Consider the following 24814-nt stretch of genomic DNA (forward strand, 5'->3'; position numbering starts at 1 on the left):
AAATGCCTAGACCTGGGAACCCGGCCGATCCGTCGGCCTCCGGCAACGAATACCTGGCCATGGTGCTGCTGGTCGACGACCAGGCCATCATCGGCGAAGCGATCCGCCGCGCGCTGGCCGGCGAGACCGACATCGACTTCCACTATTGCGCCAATCCCGAGGAAGCGGTGGCCGTGGCCGAACGCACGCAGCCCACCGTGATCCTGCAGGATCTGGTCATGCCCGGCACCGATGGCCTGACGCTGGTGCGCCGGTATCGCGAGAACGCCGGCACGCGCGACATTCCGATCATCGTACTTTCCACCAAGGAAGAGCCCACGATGAAGAGCGCCGCGTTTGCCGCCGGCGCCAACGACTACCTGGTCAAGCTGCCCGACACGATCGAGCTGGTGGCACGCATCCGCTATCACTCGCGCTCGTACCTGAACCTGTTGCAGCGCGACGAGGCCTACCGTGCGCTGCGCCAGAGCCAGCAGCAGTTGCTGGAGACCAACCTGGAGTTGCAGCGCCTGACCAACTCCGATGGTCTGACGGGCCTGTCCAACCGGCGCTATTTCGACGAATACCTGGGCGCCGAGTGGAAACGCGCCCAGCGCGAGCAGACGCAACTGGCGCTGCTGATGATCGACGTCGACGCCTTCAAGGCCTACAACGACACCTACGGCCATGTGGCGGGCGATGAAGTGCTGCGCCGCGTAGCCGCCGTGATCCGCGACAACTGCGCACGGCCGGCGGACCTGCCCGCGCGCTTCGGCGGCGAGGAATTCGCGATGATCCTGCCGGCGACGTCGCCCGGCGGCGCGCGCCTGCTGGCCGAGAAGGTACGCCGCTCCATCGAGACGCTGCGTATCGCGCACAGCGGATCGCCCACCAGCGGCTTTCTCACGGTCAGCATCGGCGGCGCGGTGATCGTACCGGGCGCCGACGGCAACTTCAGCCGGCTGGTCGAAGCGGCCGATACCGGTCTGTACCAGGCCAAGCGCAACGGCCGCAACCAGGTGGTGATGGTGTAGGGACCCCGGCACGGCGGCGGCGCGCATATGCCAGCGTGCCCGCTTGGCATGCATTCTGCGGTACGAACGGCTCCACATACGTCTTCGTGCGCACAAGGAGGCCGCCACCATGCCCAAGCAGTCACCACCAAAGTCGAACCCTGCCACGGCAGGCACCGGGAGCCAGACCACGCCCCAGCACTCTGGCAACAATCCCAGCCAGGACCGCGCGTCGGGCAGCAATCAGGACGGCACCTACGAAAAGGCCGTGGCCGACCGTCTGTCGGGCCGCCCGCAGCACCTGGGATCGCCGAGCGTCGGCAACCTGGTATCGAATGCCGGCAAGACGCTGACCACCAACCAGGGCCTGCAGATTCCCGAGGACGACGACTCGCTCAAGCTCGGCCTGCGCGGCCCCACGCTGCTGGAAGATTTCCACCTGCGTGAAAAGATTACCCACTTCGATCACGAACGAATCCCCGAGCGGGTCGTGCACGCACGCGGCGCGGCGGCGCACGGCTATTTCGAGCTGACCGAGTCGATCGAGGACTACACGACAGCCGGATTGTTCACCCGCGTCGGCGAGAAGACGCCGGTCTTCGTTCGATTCTCCACGGTGGCCGGATCGCGCGGGTCGGCCGACCTGGCGCGCGACGTGCGCGGCTTTGCCACCCGGTTCTATACACGCCAGGGCAACTTCGACCTGGTGGGCAACAACATGCCGGTATTCTTTATCCAGGACGGCATCAAGTTCCCGGACTTCGTGCACTCGGTGAAACCGGAGCCACATAACGAGATTCCGCAGGCAGCGTCGGCTCACGACACGTTCTGGGACTTCGTCTCGCTGCAGCCCGAGTCGATGCATATGGTGCTGTGGACGATGTCGGGCCGTGCAATCCCGCGCAGCTTCCGGACGATGGAGGGCTTTGGCGTCCACACGTTCCGGCTTATCAACGCCAAAGGCGAGGCGACGCTGGTCAAGTACCACTGGAAGCCCGTGGGCGGTGCGCATTCGCTGATCTGGGACGAGGCGCTGAAGATCAACGGCAAGGACCCCGACTTCCACCGGCGCGACCTCTGGGAATCGATCGAGATGGGCCAGTTCCCCGAGTACGAGTTCGGCGTGCAGCTGGTGCCCGAGACCGAGATGCTCAAGCTTGGCTTCGACCTGCAGGACCCGACCAAGATCCTCCCCGAGGAACTGGTGCCCGTGAAACGCATCGGGCGAATGGTGCTGGACCGCAACCCCGACAACTTCTTTGCCGAGACCGAGCAGGTGGCATTCCATCCCGGGCACCTTCTGCCGGGCATGGACTTCACCAACGATCCACTGCTGCAGGCGCGCCTGTTCTCGTATATCGATACGCAGATCACACGGCTGGGCGGGCCGAACTTCCATGAATTGCCCATCAACCGCCCGCTTTGCCCGGTACACAACAACCAGCGCGACGGATTCATGCGACAGACCGTGGTACAGGGCAAGGAAAGCTACCAGCCCAACTCGGTCAGTGGCGGCTGTCCGTTCCTGGCCGGCGACAAGGACGCCTACCGGCACTATCCGGCGCCCGCAGAGGACGGCGCGGTCAAGGCCCGCGTCCGCAGCAATACGTTTGCCGATCACTTTTCGCAGGCCAACCTGTTCTGGCGCAGCCAGTCGGACGTGGAGCAGCAGCAGATCATCGACGCCTACAGCTTCGAGCTGTCCAAGGTGCAGGACCCGGCCATCCGTTCGCGCGTGGTGGGCCAGATCGTACACATCGCGCAGGCGCTGGCCGATGGTGTCGCGCAGCAGCTCGGCATCGCCGTAGAGCCCGTGGGTCCGGCGGTGCAGATCAATGACTACGGTGTGGAGACATCGCCCGAGCTCAGCCTGGACGCCCAGCCCAAGGGCGATATCACGGGCCGCAAGATTGCGGTGCTGGTCAACGACGGCGTGGACGATGCGGCGATCCTGTCGCTGCGGTCGATGGCCGAAGGCCTGCGTGCCGGCGCGAAGATCGTGGGCCCGCGCGCCAGCAGCGTGACCACTGCAGGCGGCGCCACGCTGCAAGTGGACTTTGCGCTGTCGTCCGTCGGCTCGGTGCTGTTCGATGCGGTCTATGTACCCGACTGCAAGAACCCGCCCGCAGACCCGGACCCCAGGGCGCTGCTGTTCGTCAGCGAAGCCTACAAGCACTTCAAGGCAGTGGGCGCCGGCGGCAACGGCGCAGTGCTGGTGGCCGAGGCCGCGCGGCGAGCCGGCATACAGGGCGGCTTCGCCGGGCCCGGCCTGGTCATCGGGAAGAGCGAGGACACCAAAACCCATCAGGCGTTTCTTGATGCCCTGGGCCAGCACCGCTGGTGGCAACGGCCCGATGCGATGAAGATTCCGGTCTGATTGACGTGACGGCGACGCGATTGTGGCGCGGCGTGCCACAGTCGCGCCGCGCTACACCGCTCCGTTCGGCGGCCCGCTATCGACCTGCGCCGTCACCCGGCGTGCGCACGTCCAGATGCGCAATGCGGGCCGCCTGCCTGAGGCTCGCCACGATCCTGTCGAGCGCGGGTTCGCGCGCCTCGGACGAACGCTGGCGCAAGGCGAACGACGGATGACAGGTCACCACCACGAGCATGTCGTCGCACGCCGCCGTGCAGTGCCTGCGCCGTCAGCTCAGGTTCAGCGTGCGTTCCGATCGTTCGGCGCCCGACCCGTCTTCGAGCCGGTCGTCATGCCGGTCGTGGAGATAGTCGCGGCGCTGCACGCGGATATGGTTTTCGATGTCCTGTACCCCGAACACGTCGTCGGCAATGTCTTCGATCAGGTGCTTCTCGTAGCGGCCGTCGACCATGCCGGACAGCGTGACGACACCGCCCGCGACTTCGACCGACACTTCTGACACATCGATACCGTCATGCATCGTCAGGCGCTCGCAGATGTCGTCGCGGATCAGGTCGTCTGCGCGCTGGTAGTCCTTCGGGCCCGTGTAACGTGCCGTGCCAATACGCGCGGAGCTGACCGGGTGGGTCGGATGGGTGCGGTATCCAGGGTCGCCAGGATACAGGCGCTGCGCACCGTTGAATAACTGCCCACCGCTGTCGCTGCTGCCGAAGTACCCGGCGCCACCATAGCCCGGCTCGTCCTGACGCTGCGCGCGGTCCCGGTGCGCGTGCGCGCGCCAGCTCTCGGACCCCGAGGGCTCTCGGAACTGCGGGCCGGTATCGCGCGCCGCGTCGCGCGTGGCGTCGTTCGTGGCGTCGTTCGTGGCGTCGCTATCGCTCCGCTCATGCCGGTGACGGCGCAGGAAGTCGAACATGATCCGCTCCTGATGGTTGCAGATATCGTGCGTGGCGCAAGAAACGTGCCGCGACGGCGAATGGCCGCGTAGACGACCATGAGCAACACACCAACGAAAGCCACGCAAAACGCCAGCCAGGCCGCGCCCGCTCATCTGGGCAACTCGCTGGGCAACTCGCCGACACCGCGCTACGCGCCGGTCGGCGTCGAACAACACGGGATAGCTTGAACTGTCCTTCACGTAACAGGCACCAGGGCAGCGTCGACGGGCACGCTTGTTGCGCCACCGTGGTTTCCGATTGCACATCACAGGAGACTGCAATGGCATCCAATCTCTCTTCCTCACGGGGCGCCGGCATCGTTGGTTCCGGCGTTGGAGATGGCCCCGGCCCCGAGGTCATGGCCGCTTCAAGCCTCGACGACACCAAGGTCTATGCGTCCGACGGCGAGCACGTTGGCGAGATCAAGGAAATCATGATCGACGTTCAAGGCGGACGGGTTGCCTATGCGGTGCTGACCACCGGCGGCTTTCTTGGCATTGGCGACACGCTCCACGCCATTCCCTGGAGCGCGCTGGTGATGGACACCGACGCCAAGTGCTTCCGGCTGGGACTGACAGCCGACCGCATCAAGGACGCACCGGGCTTCAACAAGGATAGCTGGCCGCGAATGGCCGACCCACAGTGGGCCACCACCGTCCACGAGTACTACGGACGCGATCCGTACTGGACCAATGTTGGCGGCACAATATAGCCAATCGGCACCCGATGCGGCATCGCGCACCTGTACGCCAAGGGTGCGCGGGCCCGCCGGACGTACGGATCTGCCCGCGCCGGCATGCCTTACAAGCCGGTGATTCAAACGCCGGTACTGCTTCGGACTGGGATGGACCGATGGAGATCGGGGCGCGTTGCGGATCTGCGGGGGCTACGTGGCGTCGGCCTGCGCCGCGCCGTGCTCACGCCCTTGTCTGCAGCCTCGGAAACCGCAAACCGCGCGCGCCGTGAAAGCCTGATTGCCGGTCAGATTTACAAGACGGGCCGCAGCACTGTTGCGGCCGTTTTTTTTCGCGCCATCGCCATGCCGCAGTACGTGACGGCCGTTGCTGCCGCTACCGCTCACAGGTGGCTCGCACGCCTTCGCATCTTTCGTCCCAGCTTTGCTTCCCTTCTTGCCGCCCGTGCATGGCTGCGTTTGAAACGTACGGTCGTGTGTCAGCTTTGCAACCAAATTGTGGGATTCCTCCGACATTGATTTCGGAGCCCTGCGTCTGTCTCCCTTTTTTCCGGATGCCTATCGTTTCATCACGGCAAGCGCAATGACACAAGCGCAATGACACAAGGCTGCCAGCTGCAACCCGCATCAACGATTGCCGAGCGCGGCGCGCATCGCACGCAACGACGAATTCCTCTGGCAGCAACGTCGTCTCAGCATGTCTCGCTCGCTCCCTGAACTTCAAACGGAAAAGAGGTGAACACATGACGCAATTCAGGAAAAGGATCATTCTGGGACTGGCGCTGGCAACCACGGCGGTCCTCGCGGCCTGCGGCGGCGGCGACGACGGCATCGATGACCGCATCGGCATCAGCAAGCCGTCGGTGCGCGTGATCCATGCAGTCACGGCTGGCCCCAATGTGGACGTGCTGCAGAACGGCGCACTGACATCGCTGCAGAACATTCCGTACAAGACCGTGTCCGGTTACTTCGACGTATCCACGGGCAACAACCTGTTCGCGTTCAACCTGGCCGGTACGTCGACACAGATCGGCGCTACCACGGTTGACGCGCATACGGGGCACAAGTACACCGTGATCGCCCTGCCCGGCACCACGGCAGCCGACGTGGCACAGATCGACGACCCGTATGGCAAGGGCCTGCTGGATACCTCGGCACGCGTGCGGACGTTCAATGCGTCGATCAATGCGCAGAACATCGACGTGTACCTGACGACGCCGGCCGTGGATCTGAACTCGGTGCAGCCGAACATGGCCTCGGTGCAGTACAAGGCCGCCGTGCCGGCATCGGGCCAGGACTCACAGTATGTGGATGGGGGCACCTATCGCCTGCGCATCACCACGGCAGGCACGAAGACCGTGATCTTCGATTCAGGTGCGCTGACCATCAGCAAGAATGCCGACTGGCTGATCACCACGATCCCGGCCGACGGCTTCGGCGCGGTGGTGCCGAACAAGATCAAGGTGCTGGTGGCCCAAAGCAACACCAGCAATGCGACGGCCCAGGAACTGGTGACGCAGGCGGCGGCGCAGTAATCGCGGCTCGCCGGCAATGCCCCGGTGCCCTTGCGGCACCGGGGCATTTTTTTATTGTGTACAGGCGCAGTCGCCTTACTCTTCTTCGCGCTTCAGCACGTCGAGGTGCGACAGGTAGGCGTCAAGTTCCGCCCGGCCCTGATCGGTGATCGTGTAGACACGACCGTTGCCTTCCACCAGCTCGGCGGTAATGGCGCGCGCCATCATCAGGCTGCGCAGGATGGGGCGCAGCGCACGGATGTTCTTGTCGATCCCCCGGTCGCGCAGACGCTCCATCAGGTTGAACACCGTGGATGGGCTGGCCTGCACCAGCTTCAGGATGTACAGCCGGGAAACGACCCGGTCGAGCGAAGGCGTTTTCATAGGCGCAGGTGACGCAGCCAAAGGTGCGGTAAGTCTAATCATCATGCGCAGCCCGAGACTGCTGACGCAGCCAGGCTCCTCTTCTTGAATGGCTAAAAAAACGGGGTGCACGCAGTGGCACCCCGAAAGCTTGCTAGTTTCGCGCCGCCTGGGCGGCGCGGTGGTTCAGGAACGCCACGGAGCGTTATTCTTCCTGGAACGCTTCTTCGCGCTTCGCCTTGATCGACGGCAGCGCCACCACGGCCACCAGTGCGGCTGCAGCAATCAGCAGGCCCATAGACAGCGGACGGGTGAAGAACACCGTGAACTCGCCACGCGACAGCAGCAGCGTACGGCGGAAGTTCTCTTCCATCATCGGTCCCAGCACGAAGCCCAGCAGCAGCGGAGCCGGTTCGCACTTGAGCTTCAGGAACAGGTAGCCGATCACACCGAAGGCGGCCGCCATGAACACGTCGAAGGTCTGGTTGTTGACCGAGTACACGCCGATACAGCAGAACGTCAGGATGGCCGGGTACAGGAAGCGATACGGCACGGTCAGCAGCTTCACCCAGATACCGATCATCGGCAGGTTCAGGATGATCAGCATCAGGTTGCCGATCCACATCGAGGCGATCAGGCCCCAGAACAGCGACGGGTTGCTGGTCATGACCTGCGGGCCCGGCTGGATGTTGTGGATCGTCATCGCGCCCACCATCAGCGCCATCACGGCGTTCGGCGGAATGCCCAGCGTCAGCAGCGGGATGAACGAGGTCTGTGCCGCGGCGTTGTTGGCCGATTCCGGACCTGCCACGCCTTCGATGGCGCCCTTGCCAAACTCGTGTGCGTACTTCGAGGTCTTCTTTTCCAGCGAGTAGGCTGCAAACGAAGCCAGTGCCGCACCGCCGCCCGGCAGGATACCCAGTGCCGAACCCAGCATCGTGCCACGCAGCACGGCAGGGATCATGCGCCGGAAGTCGTCGCGGGTCGGGAACAGGTTCGTCACCTTGTTCGTGAACGTCTCGCGGGCTTCCTTCTGTTCCAGGTTCGCGATGATTTCCGCAAAACCGAACATACCCATTGCCAGCGCCACGAAGTCGATGCCGTCGGTCAGTTCAGGCACGTCGAACGAGAAACGCGCAGCGCCCGAGTTCACGTCGGTACCGATCAGGCCCATCAGCAGGCCCAGCACGATCATCGCCACAGCCTTGGGCAACGAGCCCGAAGCCAGCACCACGGCACCGATCAGGCCCAGCACCATCAGCGAGAAGTACTCGGCGGGACCGAACTTGAATGCCAGTTCCGACAGCGGCGTTGCGAAGGCAGCCAGGATCAGCGTAGCCACGCAGCCGGCGAAGAACGAACCGATACCGGCAGTGGCAAGCGCCACGCCAGCGCGGCCGCGCCGTGCCATCTGGTAGCCGTCGATGGTGGTCACCACCGACGACGATTCGCCCGGCAGGTTCACCAGGATGGCGGTGGTGGAACCACCGTACTGCGCGCCGTAGTAAATACCGGCCAGCATGATCAGCGCGGCCACCGGGGGCAGCGAGTACGTCACCGGCAGCAGCATGGCGATGGTAGCCAGAGGCCCGAGGCCCGGCAGCACGCCAATCAGCGTACCCAGTACGCAGCCCAGGAAGGCGTACGCCAGGTTCTGCAGGGTCAGTGCCGTGGAGAAGCCCAGGGCAAGGTGTTCAAACAATTCCATTTGGGGCGACTCCTTAGCCGGTGATGAAGGCAGGCCACACCGGCATCTGCAGGTTGATGCCGTACACGAACGCGCCCATGCTGATCAGCACGAGCACGACGCTGTTGAGCAGTGCGCCCTTCCAGCTGAACTCATGGCTGGCCATCGACGACACGATCACCAGCACGAACACCGACAGCACCATGCCGAGCGGCTTGAGCAGCAGGCCGAACAGCACCACGGAACCGAGAATCCACAGCAGGATCTTGAGGTCCCAGCGGGCAAGCTGGTCTTGCTCACCCTTGGACGACAGGGCCCCGATCGTCACGACCGCGCCCAGCAGTGCAAGCACCAGCCCGAGCAGGAACGGAAAGTATCCGGGACCCATCTTGGCGGCCGTTCCCATGGAATAGCCGCGAGCGACGAAGGAAAAGCCCAGACCGACCAGAATGAACATCAGGCCGGAGGCAAAGTCCTTTTGGCTGCGTATGCGCAAAACGATTCTCCTCAAAGTTGTGAAAGCGGTACGCGTGGATCGCCGGCTCTGGCAGGCCACGCTGCGAACGCGCGAGTGCGGACACGTTCGACGCGATGGGACGAACGATAAAAATGGGAACTTTCAGCCGCCTTTCATTTGTCTGGGGTTTAGGGTATTTCCCGATGCCCGCTTCAGCAGCCATCCTGTTGCTATACATCACATTGTGATGTATTTATCGCGCAACGGATGCGCCGATGCAAGCCAATTGAAAGGCGAGGCAGTAAGACGAATGAAAGGAAAGATCGCGCAGTGAAGCGGCTGCGCGGCGACGGGGCGTCGCGCAGCTTTCGACTGGCTTACAGGCGCACCGAACGATGGCCGGCAGAGGTCATATGTATGGTCATGCAGACGGCCTGGTTTATGTGTGCATGCGTCATTTTGTTCAGCGGACTGCTTCGACACCGGCGTCGACGTCCTCGCACGGGCATCCCATGCTGGTGTCGGGCGCCTGTCCCACCGCTTCCGGGTGTGGCGTGGCGGGCAGGATATGGCTGCGCTTCCAGTTGCCGAACCGGTAGTAAAGGAAGGCCAGCACCACCGAAACCACCGACCCCAGCGGGAAACTCCACCAGATCGATTCGGCCCCGACATGCTTTGCCAGGCCCCATGCGAACGGCAGCCGGATCACCCACATCGAGATAAACAGGATGACCAGCGGCGCCATCACCGCGCCGGTTGCCCGCACCGTGCCGAACACCACGATCGTGAATCCGAACAGGATGAACGACCAGAGCACCACCCGGTTGATATGCTGGGCGATCTCGATCGCCACGCTGTCGTCGCCCAGGAAGATACCGAGCGAATGGCGGTTGAACAGGTAGACCAGCGCCACGAGCGCGCCGGTCATCAGCACGTTGAACAGCAGGCCCACCTGCGTGATGCGCGACACGCGCGCCCACAGGCCCGCCCCCACGTTCTGCGCCACCATCGACGACACGCTGGCCCCGACGGCCAGCGCCGGCATCTGCACGTAGGTCCACAACTGCGACGCCACGCCGTAGGCGGCCGTGGTCTGCGACCCGTAGCCGTTGACCAGCGACATCATGACGATGGCCGACGACGAGATCACCACCATCTGCAGGCCCATCGGCAGGCCCTTGGCGACCAGCGCCCTCAGGATGGCGGTATCGGGCTTCAGCAGCGCCAGTTGCGTGCGATGCAGCAGCAGGAAGTGCTTGCGGCGGTAGAGCAGCACGATCATCGCCACCAGGCTGGTCATCTGTGCAATCAGCGTTGCCAGCGCGGACCCGGCAATGCCAAGCGCCGGGATCGGGCCGACGCCGAAGATCAGCACCGGGTTCAGCACCACGTCGAGTACCGCCGACAACAGCATGAAATAGAACGGCGTGCGCGAGTCGCCCGCACCGCGCAGCGTCATCATCACGAAGTTGTAGAAATACATGAATGGCAGCGCGACGAAAATGATGCGCAGGTAGAAGACGGCCAGCGGCGCGGCGTCATGCGGCGTCTGCATCGCCGCCAGTATCTGCGGGGTGAAGACGAACCCCAGCACCGCCGCCAGCACCGACATCCCCACGAAGAACGTGGTGCTGGTGCCCACCACCCGGCGTGCCTCGTCGATGTCGCGCGCCCCGATGGCCTGGCCGATCATGATCGTGTTGGCCATGCTGATGCCGAACACCACACCCAGCAGGAAGAACAGGATGATGTTGGCATTGGACGTGGCGGTCAGTGCCGCCTCGCCCAAGTAACGGCCGACCCATACGGAATTGATCGAGGCGTTCAGCGACTGGAGGATGTTGCTGCCCAGCACGGGCAGCGAGAACATCAGCAACGTCCGGCCAATCGGGCCGGTGGTCAGTCTGGCATCGGGCTTCATAGGGAAGTCGGTTTTTCCGCGCTGCAACATGAACGGCTCGCGCGGAAGGGTTGGATGAGCAACAATCAAGCGCGGACCAGTCAGTCTAGTTCGCGACCTGCCCCTGTGCCACCGGCGATCCGCTGACACGAAAAGGGCGATTATCGACCAACCATCATCTCTGTGCGCAATCCGGCGCGAAGCGTTAAGCTTGCGTTTTTCCGACCGATCGTTCGCGGCCGCCGGCCGGCGCGCCGTCCCAACCCGCACAGGAGACACGCATGGTGTACCAGGATCTCGCCCTCTACATCGATGGAGAATTCGTCAAGGGAGGCGACCGGCGCGAGCAGGACGTCATCAACCCGGCCACCCAGGAGCTGCTTGGCAAGCTGCCCCACGCCAGCAAGGCCGACCTGGACCGCGCGCTGGCCGCTGCCCAGCGTGCCTTCGAGACGTGGAAGAAGACTTCTCCGCTGGAGCGTTCGGCCATTCTGCGCCGCGTGGCGGAACTGACCCGTACGCGCGCGAAGGAAATCGGCCGCGATATCACGCTGGACCAGGGCAAGCCGCTGGCCGAAGCCGTGGCCGAAGTCACCATCTGCGCCGAGCACGCCGAATGGCACGCCGAGGAATGCCGCCGGATCTACGGCCGGGTGATCCCCCCGCGCAACCCCAATGTGCGCCAGATCGTGGTGCGCGAGCCGATCGGCGTCTGCGCGGCGTTCACGCCCTGGAATTTCCCGTTCAACCAGGCGATCCGCAAGATCGTGGCGGCCATCGGTGCCGGCTGCACGCTGATCCTGAAGGGTCCGGAGGATTCGCCCAGCGCCGTGGTGGCGTTGGCGCGCCTGTTCCACGATGCAGGCCTGCCCCCGGGTGTGCTGAACATCGTCTGGGGCGTGCCCGGCGAAGTGTCCACGTACCTGATCGAGTCGCCGATCGTGCGCAAGATCTCGTTCACGGGCTCGGTGCCGGTGGGCAAGCAGCTGGCCGCATTGGCCGGCGCCCACATGAAGCGCGTGACGATGGAACTGGGCGGCCATTCTCCGGTGCTGGTGTTCGACGACGCCGACATCGAGCCGGCCGCCGAGATGCTGGCCCGCTTCAAGCTGCGCAATGCCGGCCAGGTATGCGTCTCCCCGACGCGCTTCTACGTTCAGGAAAAGGCGTACGACCGCTTCCTGGCGCGCTTCACGGAAGTGATCGGCTCGATCAAGGTCGGCAACGGCCTGGACGACGGCACCCAGATGGGCCCGCTGGCTCACGAGCGCCGCATCGCCTCGATGGAACAGTTCCTGGATGACGCCAGCCATCGCGGCGGCAAGATCGTGGCCGGCGGCTCGCGCATCGGTGACAAGGGCTTCTTCTTCGCCCCGACCGTGGTGACCGACCTGCCCGACGACGCCAAGCTGATGGTGGACGAGCCGTTCGGCCCGGTGGCGCCGGTGACGCGCTTCAAGGACACCGAGGAAGTGCTGCGTCGCGCCAACAGCCTGCCGTTCGGCCTGGCGTCGTACGTGTTCACGAACTCGCTGAAGACGGCCCACCAGGTCTCGAACGGCCTGGAAGCCGGCATGGTCAACATCAACCACTTTGGCATGGCGCTGCCGGAAACGCCGTTCGGCGGCATCAAGGACTCCGGCATCGGCAGCGAAGGCGGCCAGGAGACCTTTGACGGCTACCTGGTGACGAAATTCATTACACAGGTCTAAGCGTTGCATTACCCCTCTCCCGCCTGCGGGAGAGGGGTACCCCGCCCCTTCTGCCGTACCGACGCCCTGCGGCGCTCTTCGCCTCCCTACCTCCCTCCCTTCGCCTTCCTGTAGTCCTCTGCGTAGATCTTCCACTGCGCCAGCGACACGTCGCGCCCATGCCGCGCCAGCCGTAGCGCCATGGACTGCCAGCGACCGCCCGCGGCGTAGTCCTGCAGCTTTTCGATCCGGTCCGCCGCCTGATGGCCGCAGCCACGCAGGTGCGCCCACGCCGCCGCGCGCGCCATGGTGGCCAGTACATCGAGCAACGCCACCTTGTTGCGGCAATGCGCCAGGTCCACGCGATCGGTGGTTGGCTGCAGGCTCTTGACGACGAACGACTCGCGCCGGTCCAGCGCCACATACGACAGCAGCGCTGGCGACGCCGCCTGCATGATCTGCTGGGATGTGACCACGCGCTGGGCGTCGCTGCTCCAGTGCGGCTGATGACGCTGCATGTCCACCCAGGCGCTGGGCGCCGCACGCTTGATATCCACAAGCCGGCGTGACGTGGGTAGTTGCAAGTCATGCGCCAGCACGACGTAGCGCTCCAACCCAAGGCTGCCTACCCCGGCCACGCGGCGGGCGACGTCTTCCCCGGCAAAGCGATGGCCGTGATGCTCCTGCTGCGAGTAGATGGCGAGGATGTGCGCGGCACGATCCCGCTGATCACGGTCGGCACGCAGCGCCCGCCGGTCGAGGTTGAGCCGCCGGCGCCCGCCGCGCATCACGGTACGCGCCGCCAGCAGCGCTCCGCGCCGGCGGCGCTTCACCTGCCGCAGCAGCGTGGCGACCAATCCGGTTGCCGTGGCGCGTTCGATCCAGCGCGGCTTGCCGGTGCGCAGCGTATGCGTATATTCGCCCAGCATGTTGGCGCACGCCACGCGGGCGTCCGCTTCGGACAGCCCGTATTGGTGGGCGGCCACCAGCACGCTCGACAGCATGCGCACGGCGTCCACGGTGAATGGCGCCACCAGCGCATCGTCGAAATCGTTCAGGTCGAAGTACACCAGCCCGTTGTCGCCCTTGAAGGAACCGAAGTTCTCCACGTGCAGGTCGCCGCAAACGTAGGTGCGCGGCGCATCGAGCCCGATCTCGCCTCGTAGCGATGCCGCGTAGAGATGGTTGGTACCACGAAAGAACGCGAACGGCTCCGCCGCGATGGCGGCAAGCTTCATGGTCAGCCGGTCCGGATCACGGCCATGGTTGTAGAGCAGGATGCTTTCGGTGACGGCGTGCATAGGCGATGTCCGTGGTGGATACGTCGCGGCGCCCGCCGCCGGCATGGGGACGCTAGCGGAAAAATACGCCGCGGGTCAGGAAAGTGTAATCCGCTTCGGCCGCCATGAGCCATACCAGTACGAGCAGGCACAGCGGCGGCAGCAGGATCGCACAGATCAGGGCCAGGCGTTCCCAGGCCATATGCATGAACACGGCGATGATCAGCCCTGCCTTGAGCACCATGAACAGCAGAAGCAGGAACCAGCGCAGGTGGCCCGTCAGGTTGAAGTAGTCCACCATGTACGACATGGTGGACAGCACAAACAGCAGCAGCCAGACCTTCAGGTACAGCTTGATCGAATGCGACTGCCCGCCGTGCTCCTGGGCCGGCTCGGCGTGCGGTGCCGCTTGGGTTGGTGTCGATGCCATGATGCGCCTCACCAAAGGTAGAACAGCGCGAAAATGAAGACCCAGACCAGGTCCACGAAGTGCCAGTACAGGCCGGCGATCTCCACCGGCTGGTAGTTGCCGCTGATGTCGTAATGGCCGCGTAGCACCTTGCTGGCGATCACCAGCAGGTAGATCACGCCACACGTCACGTGAAAGCCGTGGAATCCCGTAATCATGAAGAACACGGAGCCGAATTGCGCAGCGCCATGCGGGTTGCCCCACGGCCTCACCCCTTCCAGGACGATGAGCTTGGTCCATTCGAATGCCTGCATGCACACGAAGACTTCGCCCAGCCACGCCGTCACGAACATCAGCTTGGCGCAGTTCATCCGGTCGCGCCGATAGGCGCAGTTGACCGCCATGGCCATCGTGCCGCTGCTGGTGATCAGCGTAAACGTCATGATAGCGATCAGCAGCATGGGCACCTGCCGGCCGCCGATGTTCATGCCGAAAAGTTCGGCCACGTTCGGCCAGGGCACCGTGGTGGAGATCCGCACGGTCATGTAGCCGGTCAGGAAACAGCTGAAGACGAAGGTGTCGGACAGCAGGAAGATCCACATCATCGCCTTGCCCCACGACACCTTGAACGCGCGCTGGTCCGAAGACCAGTCCGCGACCAGGCCGCGCAGGCCGCCCGGTGGGTGATCGTGCGGCGACGCCGCCGGCGTGGAGAGTTGCGAACTCATCGGTGTACCTCCCTCATCCCCGGCCGCAGATGTAGTTGACGACTTCGGGCGTCAGCCAGGCCAGCGCAGCCAGCAGCACGACCCATACTGCCAGCAGGAAGTGCCAGTAACGTGCGCAGAGACCGATGCGTACCTGGGTACGCGTGCCGCTGCCACGGTCGAACGCCACAAACGCAAAGCCCACGAGCCCGCCGATCATGTGAAGGCCGTGCATCGCCGTAAGCAGATAGAAGAAGCTGCCGGCAGGATTGCTGGCCGGCACCACATGCGCGGCGTACAGCGCCGCCCACGCCCAGAGCTGCGAGCCCACGAACGCCAGCGCGCCCAGTCCGCCCAGGCGCAGCGCCCCGCGCGCCCGCGCCATCCGTCCAGCCTCGGCCGCCCGCGACGCCACCGCCATCGACACGCTGGCCGTCGCCAGCAACGCGGTCGACAACCAGACCTGCCAGGGCAAGGCGATCTGGTGCCAGTCGGGACTATCCATGCGCATGATGTATGCCGCCAGGAACAGCGTGAACAGCGCCGTCACCACGCCCATGAACACCCACAGCCCGGTGCTGCCCGGCGCGCGCTGGCCATGTCCATGCATGGCATCGCCGCCCGCGCCGCTGCCGGGCGAATCGGGTGATACGCGAAACACGCCGGCTCTGGCTTCGGCGGCCATCGGATCGGCATTCATGCAACGGCTCCCCGGCTGGGATGCGGCTCGGGCTCGGCCCCGCCGGCATCGGGTGGCGCGTTCTGCGCGATAAAGTCCTCGCTGGCGCCCGGCACGCTGTACGCATAGGCCCAGCGGTACACCACGGGCAGATGCGGTCCCCAGTTGCCATGCACGGGCGGCGTCTGTGGTGTCTGCCATTCCAGCGACGCGGCGCGCCACGGGTTGCCCCCGGCCGCGTGACCGCGCCACAGGCTCCAGAACAGGTTGAAGACGAACAGCAGCTGGGCCGCCGCCACCACGAAGGCCGCCACGGAGATATACATGTTCATCGTGTGCGCCGACTCCGGGATGAAGCTGTAGTTGTCCCATGCGTAGTAGCGGCGCGGCATGCCCATGATGCCCAGGTAGTGCATCGGGAAGAAGATGGCATAGGTGCCCACGAACGTCACCCAGAAATGGATGCGGCCCATGGTGTCGTTGAGCATGCGCCCGGTCACCTTCGGATACCAGTGGTAGATGCCGCCAAACACCACCAGGATTGGCGACACCCCCATCACCATGTGGAAGTGCGCCACCACGAAATAGGTATTGGAAAGCGGTATGTCGACGCTGACGTTGCCAAGGAACAACCCGGTCAGGCCGCCAATCACGAAGGTGCTGATGAACGCGATGGCGAACAGCATCGGCACCGTGAAATGGATATCGCCACGCCACAGCGTGATGACCCAGTTGTACACCTTGATCGCCGTGGGCACGGCGATGATCAGCGTGGTCGTGGCAAAGAAGAAGCCGAAGTACGGGTTCATGCCGCTCACGAACATGTGGTGCGCCCAGACCACCACGGACAGCAACCCGATCGCCAGGATGGCCCAGACCATCGTGCGGTAGCCGAAAATGCTCTTGCGCGAATGCACGCTGACCAGGTCGGAGACGATGCCGAATGCCGGCAGCGCCACGATATACACCTCGGGATGGCCGAAGAACCAGAACAGGTGCTGGAACAGCAGCGGGCTGCCGCCCTTGTAGTTGAGCTGCTGGCCCATCGATACCATGGCGGGCATGAAGAAGCTGGTGCCCAACGTCTTGTCGAGCAGCATCATCACACCGGAGACGAACAACGCGGGGAACGCCAGCAGCGCCAGGATGGTGGCCATGAAGATGCCCCACACGGCCAGCGGCATGCGCAGCATCGTCATGCCCTCGGTGCGCGCCTGCAGCACGGTGGTCACGTAGTTCAGGCCGCCCATGGTGGCCGCGACGATGAAGATCAGCAGCGAGACCAGCATCAGGATGATGCCCCACTCATGCCCCGGCGTACCGGGCAGGATCGCCTGCGGCGGGTACAGCGTCCACCCTGCGCCCGTGGGCCCGCCAGGCACGAAGAAGCTGGTCAGCAACACGATCACCGACAGGAAGTAGACCCAGAAGCTGAGCATGTTCAGGAACGGGAACACCATGTCCCGCGCCCCCACCATCAGCGGGATCAGGAAGTTGCCGAAACCGCCCAGGAACAGCGCCGTCAGCAGGTAGATCACCATGATCATGCCGTGCATGGTGACGAACTGGTAGTAGCGGTTGGCGTCGATGAAATCGAACTTGCCAGGAAACCCCAGCTGCATGCGCATCAGGTTGGACAGCGCCACGCCCACCAGCCCCACGAAGATCGCCACCAGCGTGTATTGCACGGCAATCACCTTGTGGTCCTGGCTCCAGATATAGCGCGTCCAGAAGCTCTGCGGGCCGTGATGGGCGGCATCGTCGGCGTAGGCCATCGTGTCCCTCCTTGCCTATTTCCCGGCCTGGGGCGCCGCACCGGCGCCGGAGCCCAGCGAATGGATATAGGCGGACAGCGCCGCCACTTCCGCGTCGGTCACGGGCAGCTTCGGCATGACCGGGCCAAAGCCCTTGACCACCCGCGCCTGCGGATCCTCGATTTCCTTTTTCAGGAAGGCGTCGTCGACGGTGGCGCTGCTGCCGTCGGCAAATGTCTGCGTGCTGCCATACAGTCCCTTCCACGATGGCCCCACCCCCTGCGTGCCGTCAACGCTGTGACATGCCACGCAGCCCTTGCTCTGCGCCAGCGCCCGGCCCTGCTCGACACTTCCGCTGGCGCCCGAACCGGCGGCCACGCCAGTACCCGGCAGTCCGGCCGGCTGGGAGGCCTTGGCCTGAGTCATCGCAAAGGTCTGCTGTTTTGCCAGCCATGCATCGAAGGCAGCGGGCTCATCCACTACAACATGCCCGCGCATGTTGTAGTGCCCCACGCCGCAGAGCTGGGCGCACAGGATGTCGAACTTGCCCGCCTTCGTGGGCGTGAACCAGAACGACGTGACCATGCCAGGCACCATGTTCATGCGCGCCCGAAACGGCGGCACGTAGAAGTCGTGCAGCACGTCCTTCGATCGCAGCAGCACCTTGACCGGCCGGTTCAGCGGCAGGTGGACTTCCGGCCCCAGCACGACTACATCGTCCTGGCCGTTCGGGTCATCCGGGTTGAGTCCCATCGGATTGGTGGCACTGGTGAAGCGCGGATCCGTCGTACCGAGTACGCCACCCCGGCCGGGAAAGCGGAAGGCCCATTGCCATTGCTGGCCCACCACCTCCATCACCATCGCTTCGTGAGGCGGCCTGACATAGTCGGCATAGACGATCAGGCCCGGCGCCAGCAGCGCCATGATGCCGACCGCGCTGAGGCCGATCAGCCAATGTTCCAGCCGACGGTTCTCGGGTTCATAGGCGGCGCGGTGGCCATCGCGATGCCGGAAGCGCCAGACGATGTAGCCCAGCAGCACATTGATGCCGACGAAGAACAGGCCGGTGATGACGAGGGTAATGGTGAGCGTGTCGTCCATCTGTTTCCAGTTGGACGCCAGCGGTGTCAGCCACCATGGGCTCAGGAAATGAAAGAGCACCGAAGCGGCAACCATGATGACGAGCACGACCGCTATCGCCATGTCCCCCTCCTCTTACGCACGCAAGGGAACGGGCCGGAAGGCAGGGGCAGGCAGGTGCGCCCGTTCACGCACGTGGAATAAGACTAGTGCATCGGTTCAGGCCACTGCAAGGCGACACGCGCCCCGTCGCGTTCGGAGTCGCTCGCGGGCCGGTGCGCCCGGTGTCTCGCGTGCGGCACAGCAAAAAAATGGCAGTGGGGACCTTGCCGGTCCCGACTGCCATCCGTGGCGCACGCGGGCCGTGGCTCCCGGCCATGCCGTGCGCGCAACGCATTGCATCACATGACGATGTATCTAATGCACGACATCGCGCGATTCCAGTTTCCAGTAGCACAGCGCGATGCACATGCCGAAGATCAGGTGCCCCACCAGCGTGTGCCAGCCGCGCGCATCGACAAACCACGGGAACGCGGCCGTCATCACGTAGAAGTTGAACAGGTAGACCACCACCCCGAACGCGGCGCCCACCAGCATCGACATGCCCACGCTGGAATCAAGCTGGAACGGCGCGATCAGGGCACAGAGCACGCAGCCCAGCACAATGCCGATCACGAAGTGAATGATCAACGCCACGGCCACCGTGCTGACGCTGAACATCGACGTCTGCAGCACGTCGCGCCCCATCACGATGGCGGCGATCAGGCGAGTGGTGCCCCACGGATGCACGCCGGCGACCATGCTCGACCAGAACATCTCCACAACGATCAGCAACGCACCCGCGGCCAGGCCCGATACCGCGGCGGCAGACCAGTCGGGCAGGCGGCGCACGTAATGGTGCGAATGCATGTGAAGTTCCATAGCTTCCTCCATTGGTGACCGATGATGGCCATCATGAGTCCAGCATAGGACACCGCTCATGGCACGTGCGCACACTGGGGCCGCTCCAGGCGTTGTGCAGCGCGGCGTGGCACACGTACTGCCTGACAGACGCTTCCCTCGCCATACGTGCGCGACACGAAAGAATTTCTGCAAGCGTTTCAAACATTGCGGGACAACCCTGACGCTTCCGGCCTTGTATTCGCCACCCACGGCCTATACTGGAAAACAGAAAGAAACAAGACAGGAGACCGCCATGATTCACCTTCAGGCGCACGATCTTGTGTTTTTGATCCCCATGGCACTCGTCGGGCTGTTGGCGATGGGTGCGATCCCGGTGGCCGCCAAGGCGCTGCGTATCAGCTGCCGTTGCGCGGGCGCAATCATCGGGGTGCTGCTGGGGGTGCTCGTGCTGGAAGCGCTGCCACTGCTGATATAGCGGCCCGGTAGCTTGAGAGATGCGCCTTTGAGAGAGAAGGAGGCGCGATGTCGCTGACACTGCTCGCTGCCGCGATGGCCGCGCTTCTGGTCTTGACCGTGGCGTCCGCGCTATGGCGCTGCAGCCATCCGTACCGGATGCGCTACACACGATGCGCACACCGGCGCGCGCGCGCCGGCCTGTGCCGGGAGTTGCGGCAAAGGCACTCCCATATGCCCTGAATCCCTACCGGGATTCAGATCTCGATCATCGAGAAGTCGCCCTTGCTTACGTCGCACTCCGGGCAACGCCAGTCTTCGGGGATATCTTCCCAGCGCGTGCCGGGCACAATGCCGTCCTCGGGCCAGCCCTGTTCCTCGTCGTACACCCACCCGCAAATCAGGCAAACCCAGGTCTTGTAGGCAATCGCTTCCTGCTCCAACACTCGCTCCTTTGATCGTCAAACTTTCAGTCCGGGGCGAATGATACGCGGTTTCGATTCGGCCACCCGGCGCGGCGTTCGAGGCTTTTGTTCAAACGCCGCGGCCGGCGGCATGCCCGGGCAACGGCTACTGCCGGATCGAGAAGTCGACGCGGTTCGGCGTGCCCTTGTCCTTGATGCCCTCGGCGGTCAGCTTGGGCGCCGTCAGGAACAGCTTCGAGTCGGGCACCTTGCCGTCACGCTCCAGCGACTGCTTGACCGCCAGCGCACGCTGGTCCGCCAGCGCACGCAGTTCGGCATCGGTGACGGGTGCATTTTCCAGCAGCAGCTTTTCCATCTCGCCCGGCGGCAGCGACTTGTTGAGGCCGATGAAGTTCTTCGGCTTCTTGAACGACTCGCGCTTGTAGACCGCTTCGAGGTACTTGGGGTACTCCTGCTTCGACACGGTCACCCGGGCGCCCTGGTCGCCGCCCTCGCCTTCTTCGGCCTGCGCGCCAGCCTGGGCTGAACGGCGCAGGTCACGCTGCTTGGCCTCTGCCACGCGCTGGTCCAGCCAGACGCGGCGTGCGCCATCGGCGTCGGTAGCCGGGTCGATACGCCCGCTGATTTCCAGGCGCAGCGACGGACGATCGTTGAGCGCCTTGCCCACGGTCTCGATCTTCTTGCGCGCGTCATCGGTCAGCGTCGACGACCCCGGCGCGAACTCGATATAGCCAAGCTCCTCGCCGCTGCCGCCAAATGCCGAAGCGATCAGCGAGAACGGCGATGTGATCGCCTTCGTCAGCAGGTTCACGATCACGCGCACGATCACGCCGCCAATGCTGAACTCCGGATCCGACAGCGAGCCCGATACCGGCAGGTTGATGTCGATGACGCCGTTGCGGTCCTTGAGCAGCGACACGGCCAGCAGCACCGGCAGCTTGACGGCATCGGGGCTATCCACCTTGTCGCCAAACGTTAGCTGATCCAGGTACAGGTGGTTCTTCGCGTCCAGCTTGCCGTTCTCGATCTTGTAGGCCACATCGACGGTCAGCTTGCCCTTGGTGATCGGGTAGCCCGCGTACTTGGCCGCGTACGGCGTCAGGCGCGTCAGTTCCACGCCCGCCGCCTTGGCCGCGATGTCCAGATAGAGCTGCTCACCGAGCGGATTGAGCTTGCCGCTGATGCTGACCGGCGCATCGTCATCGAGCCTGCCGTCGAGCACGAGGTCTGCCGGCGTGGGATCGGCCGACGACACCTTCGACACCGAACCCTTCATATCGGTCAGGTTGGCCGAGTAGTTGGGCTTGACGAAGAAGTCCGAGAAATTGATGTTGCCCTTGTTGATCGTCACGCCACCCAGGCGGATCTGGGGCTTCGGGCCAGCAGCTTCCCTGGCGGGCGCAGCGGAGGCAGCCTGCGGGGCAGGCTTTGCCTCCGGCGCCGATGCCGGACTGGCCTGCGTCAGGCTCGTCGACGGGGCGGCCTCGCCCTTCTCCGCACCACCGGCCATCACGTCCTGCAGGTTCAGCCGGCCGTTGGCATTGAGGATCACACGCGCATAGAAGTCGTTCAGCGCCACGTTGCCGACGCCCACCTGCATCGGCCCCTTGGCATCGTCCATGTTGAAGTCGATGCCATTGATCGCCAGCGCGCGCCAGCGCAGGAAGTCGTCGCCGGTAATGCGGTCGACGGTACGCACGTTGCCGGCAAACGCATTGCCGTTGAAGCGCACGGCGATCGGCTTGCCGGCCGGCGCATCGTAGGCCACCTTGCCCTTGAGCGTCATCGTGCCGCTGCGCAACGCGGCATTGAATCGATCGGCCATATACGGCTGCAACTGCGCCATGTCGAGATCGCGCAGGTCCAGCTGCAGTTGCGCGGCTGGCCCGGTCGGCATGACCTGGCCGTCGATGTTCATCACGCCCTTGCGGCCGCTTTCCGCGTGCAGCTTCATCGGCAGCGCCCCCGGCGACAACGGCCAGGTGATGGTGCCGGTACTCAGCCCGATATTGCGGAACTGGTGGATCACCGGACGGCCCCGATTGGCTTCGGCCGGCGCATAGTCCGCCAGCCGTGCCTCGCCGCCATCCACGGCCACCTTGCCAACGCGCACCTTCCAGCCCGGCGCAGCCGCGCCGCCATTGGCCTGGACCTGGGGCGCAGGCCTGGCGGCGGTCTTCTGCGCCGCAGCCTTCTGCTCGGCGGACTCGGTCGCCCAGATCTGGGCCGATTCCAGCAGCTGGCCGCGGCGATCACGCGTGGCCGCGAAACGCGGCTTCACCAGCGCCACCTGCCCGGCCTCGAAGGTCTGCCTGGCGAGGTCGAGCTGGATATCGTCCAGGATCAGCTTGTCGGCGTTGATCAGCGGCAGGTTGGCACCTTCAGCATCCGCCACGCGGGCCGTGCGCACGTTACGCGCCGCCCGGGCGCCGCGCCTGGCCGGCGCGGCCTTGGCGTCGTCGTCGCCATTGGCGGCGGCAGATGCGCCGGACGAAGCCGACGAAGCCGACGAAGGCGACGAAGGCGACGAAGGCGATGAAGGCGATGCCGCCGCTACCTTCACCGGATCGCGCGTGGCCACATAGAGCGGCGAAAGCTCGACCCTCGATTTCTGCAGCGTGAACTGGAATACCGGTTGCGCCCACGCCATCGTGTAATGCAGTTCGGCGTTGACGGCGGTCTCGCCAAACTGGCTGTGCAGCGCACGCGGCCACCACGCCGAGAAGCCCTGCGGCCGCAGGCCCGCCGTTTCCAACGTACCCGTCAGCGTCCCTTGCTTCAGGCCCAGTTCGCCGGTGTGCCTGACGGTCTGACCATTGGCAATGGTGATGTTGGCATCGAGCTTCGCGGGCTTCTCGCCGGTGCTGGCCAGGTTGGCGATATCGATGTTGACCGGACCGATATCGAGCTTTCCGGGGCCGGACGGCGCCAGTTCGTCGACAAACCCGAGCCGGGCCTCCTTCACCGTCACGCGGTCGATGACATACGACCATGGCACCTCTTCGGCCTTGGGCGGTGCCTGCACGCCGGCCGCGGCGGGCGCCGATGCAGAGGCTGCTGCCGACGAAGCGGCAGCAGCGGCCGCAGCTGCCGATGCTGCCGCTGCCGCCTTGGCCGGTGCCTGCGCAGCGGCCTTCGGCACAGGCGCGGCTTCCGGCAGGAAGGCGGTCGCCAGGTTCAGCGAACCGTCCTGGCGGCGCAGCGTCTGCAGGTCGAATCCTTCAAGTTCGATGCTCTTGACGTGGGCGGTATGCGCCAGCGGCTCCACGCGATCCAGGTCGACGGCCAGGCGACCGGCCTTGACGATCGGCGCACCGGCATGGGTCTGCACATCGGCTTCGCGCAGCGCGATCGTGCCAGACACATACAGGTCCTGCTTGTCCTTTTCCTGCCGGAAGCCAACCTTCAGGCGGGAATCGAGGAGCCCGCCCTTGACCTGCGCATCCTTGAGTTTTGGCGCGAACGCCATGTACTTCGCCACCTCCAGCCCGTCCAGATTGACGTTGAGATCGGTCTGGTGGCTGTCGGAAAACGGTTGCGACGTGCCATCCAGCGCCAGCGGCGTGCCGTTGATCTTGGCGAACAGCGACGGACGTGTATTGATCGTCACATCGTGTGGCAGGTTCGACAGGAACGGCAGCGTCAGCGTGAAGTTCTCCACGCGCTGCACGGTATCGAGCAGCTTGTCGTCATAGACAAAGCTGCTGTTGGACACGGCGATATTGCTGACCGAGAACCGCGCCGGCTTGCTGTCGGCCGGCTTGGGCGGTTGCGCGGCAAAGCGCTCCTGGATATCGGCAAAACTCATGCGGCCGTCGGCATTGCGCACCACATGCACGCTGAGCCGGTCCACATGGAGGAAATCGACCACGGGCGCCAGATGCCAGATCGACGCGGCCGACGTATTGGCCTCGACCTCGCCCAGCGTCAGCATGGGCGTCTTGCCATCGGGTTCGAAAATGGTCAGGTCGTTCAGCGTCGCAGCCAGTTCGAAAGGCCGGACTTGCGCGGCACCCAGCGTGACCTTGCGGCCCAGCGCCTCGGTGGCGTTCTTTTCTACCAGGTATTTGATCAGCGGCGGCCCGCCGAAATAGCCGGCCAGCCCGAAAACGGCCAGCGCAGCCACCACACCGCCCGCGACGCGCACTGCCACGCGCCGGCGCGGCGTCGCCATGGCCGCCCCTGTCGCAGCCTGGATGGAATCCTTGAAAGCCATGTCACCCCAGAAAATATGACCCCGCGCATTTGGCGCTTTGTGCCCCGGATTTCACTTGCTTTTGCATTATGGAGACGGATTATGGCAGCGCAAAGGACGATTTAGTATTCAATCTGATGAAAATCGGAGATGAAACACGTCGATCTGGTATCTTTACGCCTTTGCGAAGCGTCCCGTCGTGCCCGCCTGCTTACCCGCCGGCCCCGGTTCGCCAAGTTCGTGTCGTCATCCCTCGGCCGTCTCCCTCCACGTCATCCGTGTTGCGCGCTTCGCATGTGAATGTATCCATGCGAGT

General features: G+C 64.5%; 23 protein-coding genes. 8 read left to right on the forward strand and 15 right to left on the reverse strand.

The window, feature by feature from the left end:
* The first annotated feature begins 2 nt into the window (after window positions 1-2).
* Together ACOABP_RS21765 and ACOABP_RS21770 are read left to right on the forward strand one after the other, a co-directional pair.
* A complete protein-coding gene (locus ACOABP_RS21765; protein ID WP_474230232.1) occupies window positions 3-1013 on the forward strand; it encodes a diguanylate cyclase in 1011 nt (336 codons plus the stop codon).
* Between the two features lie 109 nt (window positions 1014-1122).
* A complete protein-coding gene (locus ACOABP_RS21770; RefSeq protein WP_474230234.1) occupies window positions 1123-3369 on the forward strand; it encodes a catalase in 2247 nt (748 codons plus the stop codon).
* A gap of 76 nt (window positions 3370-3445) precedes the next feature.
* Here the strand turns inward: ACOABP_RS21770 and ACOABP_RS21775 are convergent, their stop codons facing one another.
* The gene (locus tag ACOABP_RS21775; RefSeq protein WP_474230235.1) at window positions 3446-3604 is read right to left on the reverse strand and encodes a hypothetical protein; all 159 of its coding nucleotides are present in this window, start codon (window positions 3602-3604) and stop codon (window positions 3446-3448) included.
* 33 nt (window positions 3605-3637) lie between these two features.
* Window positions 3638-4285, reverse strand: coding sequence for a BON domain-containing protein (locus ACOABP_RS21780; RefSeq protein WP_474230237.1), 648 nt, complete (start codon window positions 4283-4285; stop codon window positions 3638-3640).
* A 78-nt stretch (window positions 4286-4363) separates the two neighbouring features.
* Between ACOABP_RS21780 and ACOABP_RS21785 the strand changes: the two genes are divergently transcribed.
* The 4 genes from ACOABP_RS21785 to ACOABP_RS21800 all read left to right on the forward strand — a co-directional run bounded on the left by ACOABP_RS21785 (window position 4364) and on the right by ACOABP_RS21800 (window position 6536).
* Entirely contained in the window at window positions 4364-4495 is a 132-nt protein-coding gene (locus tag ACOABP_RS21785) for a hypothetical protein (protein ID WP_474230239.1), read from the forward strand.
* A 92-nt stretch (window positions 4496-4587) separates the two neighbouring features.
* On the forward strand, window positions 4588-5019 hold the full coding sequence (locus ACOABP_RS21790; RefSeq protein WP_474230241.1) for a PRC-barrel domain-containing protein: 432 nt from the start codon (window positions 4588-4590) through the stop codon (window positions 5017-5019).
* Window positions 5020-5103: 84 nt separating this feature from the next.
* Window positions 5104-5520: a hypothetical protein gene (locus ACOABP_RS21795; RefSeq protein ID WP_474230243.1), complete on the forward strand. Its 417-nt coding sequence runs from the start codon at window positions 5104-5106 to the stop codon at window positions 5518-5520.
* 224 nt (window positions 5521-5744) lie between these two features.
* Entirely contained in the window at window positions 5745-6536 is a 792-nt protein-coding gene (locus tag ACOABP_RS21800; RefSeq protein WP_474230245.1) for a DUF4397 domain-containing protein, read from the forward strand.
* Window positions 6537-6611: 75 nt separating this feature from the next.
* Here the strand turns inward: ACOABP_RS21800 and ACOABP_RS21805 are convergent, their stop codons facing one another.
* From ACOABP_RS21805 to ACOABP_RS21820, 4 genes are all read right to left on the reverse strand, one after another.
* Window positions 6612-6899: a helix-turn-helix transcriptional regulator gene (locus ACOABP_RS21805; protein WP_474230247.1), complete on the reverse strand. Its 288-nt coding sequence runs from the start codon at window positions 6897-6899 to the stop codon at window positions 6612-6614.
* A 184-nt stretch (window positions 6900-7083) separates the two neighbouring features.
* Window positions 7084-8586, reverse strand: a complete 1503-nt coding sequence (locus tag ACOABP_RS21810) for a tripartite tricarboxylate transporter permease (RefSeq protein ID WP_474230248.1) — start codon at window positions 8584-8586, stop codon at window positions 7084-7086.
* A gap of 13 nt (window positions 8587-8599) precedes the next feature.
* Window positions 8600-9061: a tripartite tricarboxylate transporter TctB family protein gene (locus tag ACOABP_RS21815; protein WP_092602634.1), complete on the reverse strand. Its 462-nt coding sequence runs from the start codon at window positions 9059-9061 to the stop codon at window positions 8600-8602.
* Window positions 9062-9485: 424 nt separating this feature from the next.
* Complete coding sequence (locus ACOABP_RS21820; protein ID WP_474230250.1) at window positions 9486-10943, reverse strand: MATE family efflux transporter; 1458 nt, start codon at window positions 10941-10943, stop codon at window positions 9486-9488.
* Window positions 10944-11206: 263 nt separating this feature from the next.
* On the opposite strand from ACOABP_RS21820, the gene ACOABP_RS21825 reads away from it, so the two are divergent.
* Complete coding sequence (locus ACOABP_RS21825; protein ID WP_474230484.1) at window positions 11207-12634, forward strand: NAD-dependent succinate-semialdehyde dehydrogenase; 1428 nt, start codon at window positions 11207-11209, stop codon at window positions 12632-12634.
* 86 nt (window positions 12635-12720) lie between these two features.
* Here the strand turns inward: ACOABP_RS21825 and ACOABP_RS21830 are convergent, their stop codons facing one another.
* The 7 genes from ACOABP_RS21830 to ACOABP_RS21860 form a co-directional block, all read right to left on the reverse strand.
* Window positions 12721-13914 (reverse strand): DUF2252 family protein, encoded by a 1194-nt coding sequence (locus ACOABP_RS21830; protein ID WP_474230251.1) that lies wholly within the window; start codon window positions 13912-13914, stop codon window positions 12721-12723.
* A 52-nt stretch (window positions 13915-13966) separates the two neighbouring features.
* Window positions 13967-14323 carry a cytochrome C oxidase subunit IV family protein gene (locus ACOABP_RS21835; RefSeq protein ID WP_474230252.1) on the reverse strand — a complete coding sequence of 119 codons (357 nt, stop codon included), beginning with the start codon at window positions 14321-14323 and terminating at the stop codon, window positions 13967-13969.
* An 8-nt stretch (window positions 14324-14331) separates the two neighbouring features.
* Window positions 14332-15030 carry a heme-copper oxidase subunit III family protein gene (locus ACOABP_RS21840; protein ID WP_474230253.1) on the reverse strand — a complete coding sequence of 233 codons (699 nt, stop codon included), beginning with the start codon at window positions 15028-15030 and terminating at the stop codon, window positions 14332-14334.
* A gap of 13 nt (window positions 15031-15043) precedes the next feature.
* A complete protein-coding gene (locus ACOABP_RS21845; RefSeq protein ID WP_474230486.1) occupies window positions 15044-15694 on the reverse strand; it encodes a cytochrome c oxidase subunit 3 in 651 nt (216 codons plus the stop codon).
* 11 nt (window positions 15695-15705) lie between these two features.
* The gene (locus ACOABP_RS21850) at window positions 15706-17463 is read right to left on the reverse strand and encodes a cytochrome c oxidase subunit I (RefSeq protein ID WP_474230254.1); all 1758 of its coding nucleotides are present in this window, start codon (window positions 17461-17463) and stop codon (window positions 15706-15708) included.
* 15 nt (window positions 17464-17478) lie between these two features.
* Window positions 17479-18645: a cytochrome c oxidase subunit II gene (locus ACOABP_RS21855; RefSeq protein WP_474230255.1), complete on the reverse strand. Its 1167-nt coding sequence runs from the start codon at window positions 18643-18645 to the stop codon at window positions 17479-17481.
* 294 nt (window positions 18646-18939) lie between these two features.
* Window positions 18940-19443, reverse strand: a complete 504-nt coding sequence (locus tag ACOABP_RS21860; RefSeq protein ID WP_066736331.1) for a hypothetical protein — start codon at window positions 19441-19443, stop codon at window positions 18940-18942.
* A gap of 274 nt (window positions 19444-19717) precedes the next feature.
* On the opposite strand from ACOABP_RS21860, the gene ACOABP_RS21865 reads away from it, so the two are divergent.
* Complete coding sequence (locus ACOABP_RS21865) at window positions 19718-19900, forward strand: hypothetical protein (RefSeq protein WP_066736414.1); 183 nt, start codon at window positions 19718-19720, stop codon at window positions 19898-19900.
* A gap of 235 nt (window positions 19901-20135) precedes the next feature.
* On the opposite strand, the gene ACOABP_RS21870 is transcribed toward ACOABP_RS21865, so the two are convergent.
* The gene (locus ACOABP_RS21870) at window positions 20136-20321 is read right to left on the reverse strand and encodes a rubredoxin (RefSeq protein WP_066736329.1); all 186 of its coding nucleotides are present in this window, start codon (window positions 20319-20321) and stop codon (window positions 20136-20138) included.
* Between the two features lie 127 nt (window positions 20322-20448).
* Window positions 20449-24519, reverse strand: a complete 4071-nt coding sequence (locus ACOABP_RS21875) for a DUF748 domain-containing protein (protein ID WP_474230256.1) — start codon at window positions 24517-24519, stop codon at window positions 20449-20451.
* Window positions 24520-24814: the final 295 nt, after the last annotated feature.

It is taken from the genome of Cupriavidus sp. HE11, assembly GCF_056097175.1.

What these genes read in the sequence shown, in the direction of transcription:
- ACOABP_RS21790 (WP_474230241.1), top strand. Translation starts at nt 4,588, where the DNA reads ATGGCATCCAATCTCTCTTCCTCACGGGGCGCCGGCATCGTTGGTTCC.
- ACOABP_RS21765 (WP_474230232.1), top strand. Translation starts at nt 3, where the DNA reads ATGCCTAGACCTGGGAACCCGGCCGATCCGTCGGCCTCCGGCAACGAA.
- ACOABP_RS21780 (WP_474230237.1), bottom strand. Translation starts at nt 4,285, where the DNA reads ATGTTCGACTTCCTGCGCCGTCACCGGCATGAGCGGAGCGATAGCGAC.
- ACOABP_RS21785 (WP_474230239.1), top strand. Translation starts at nt 4,364, where the DNA reads ATGAGCAACACACCAACGAAAGCCACGCAAAACGCCAGCCAGGCCGCG.
- ACOABP_RS21810 (WP_474230248.1), bottom strand. Translation starts at nt 8,586, where the DNA reads ATGGAATTGTTTGAACACCTTGCCCTGGGCTTCTCCACGGCACTGACC.
- ACOABP_RS21800 (WP_474230245.1), top strand. Translation starts at nt 5,745, where the DNA reads ATGACGCAATTCAGGAAAAGGATCATTCTGGGACTGGCGCTGGCAACC.
- ACOABP_RS21850 (WP_474230254.1), bottom strand. Translation starts at nt 17,463, where the DNA reads ATGGCCTACGCCGACGATGCCGCCCATCACGGCCCGCAGAGCTTCTGG.
- ACOABP_RS21840 (WP_474230253.1), bottom strand. Translation starts at nt 15,030, where the DNA reads ATGAGTTCGCAACTCTCCACGCCGGCGGCGTCGCCGCACGATCACCCA.
- ACOABP_RS21795 (WP_474230243.1), top strand. Translation starts at nt 5,104, where the DNA reads ATGCCTTACAAGCCGGTGATTCAAACGCCGGTACTGCTTCGGACTGGG.
- ACOABP_RS21805 (WP_474230247.1), bottom strand. Translation starts at nt 6,899, where the DNA reads ATGAAAACGCCTTCGCTCGACCGGGTCGTTTCCCGGCTGTACATCCTG.
- ACOABP_RS21865 (WP_066736414.1), top strand. Translation starts at nt 19,718, where the DNA reads ATGATTCACCTTCAGGCGCACGATCTTGTGTTTTTGATCCCCATGGCA.
- ACOABP_RS21835 (WP_474230252.1), bottom strand. Translation starts at nt 14,323, where the DNA reads ATGGCATCGACACCAACCCAAGCGGCACCGCACGCCGAGCCGGCCCAG.
- ACOABP_RS21845 (WP_474230486.1), bottom strand. Translation starts at nt 15,694, where the DNA reads ATGGCCGCCGAAGCCAGAGCCGGCGTGTTTCGCGTATCACCCGATTCG.
- ACOABP_RS21855 (WP_474230255.1), bottom strand. Translation starts at nt 18,645, where the DNA reads ATGGCGATAGCGGTCGTGCTCGTCATCATGGTTGCCGCTTCGGTGCTC.
- ACOABP_RS21770 (WP_474230234.1), top strand. Translation starts at nt 1,123, where the DNA reads ATGCCCAAGCAGTCACCACCAAAGTCGAACCCTGCCACGGCAGGCACC.
- ACOABP_RS21860 (WP_066736331.1), bottom strand. Translation starts at nt 19,443, where the DNA reads ATGGAACTTCACATGCATTCGCACCATTACGTGCGCCGCCTGCCCGAC.
- ACOABP_RS21820 (WP_474230250.1), bottom strand. Translation starts at nt 10,943, where the DNA reads ATGAAGCCCGATGCCAGACTGACCACCGGCCCGATTGGCCGGACGTTG.
- ACOABP_RS21830 (WP_474230251.1), bottom strand. Translation starts at nt 13,914, where the DNA reads ATGCACGCCGTCACCGAAAGCATCCTGCTCTACAACCATGGCCGTGAT.
- ACOABP_RS21875 (WP_474230256.1), bottom strand. Translation starts at nt 24,519, where the DNA reads ATGGCTTTCAAGGATTCCATCCAGGCTGCGACAGGGGCGGCCATGGCG.
- ACOABP_RS21775 (WP_474230235.1), bottom strand. Translation starts at nt 3,604, where the DNA reads ATGCTCGTGGTGGTGACCTGTCATCCGTCGTTCGCCTTGCGCCAGCGT.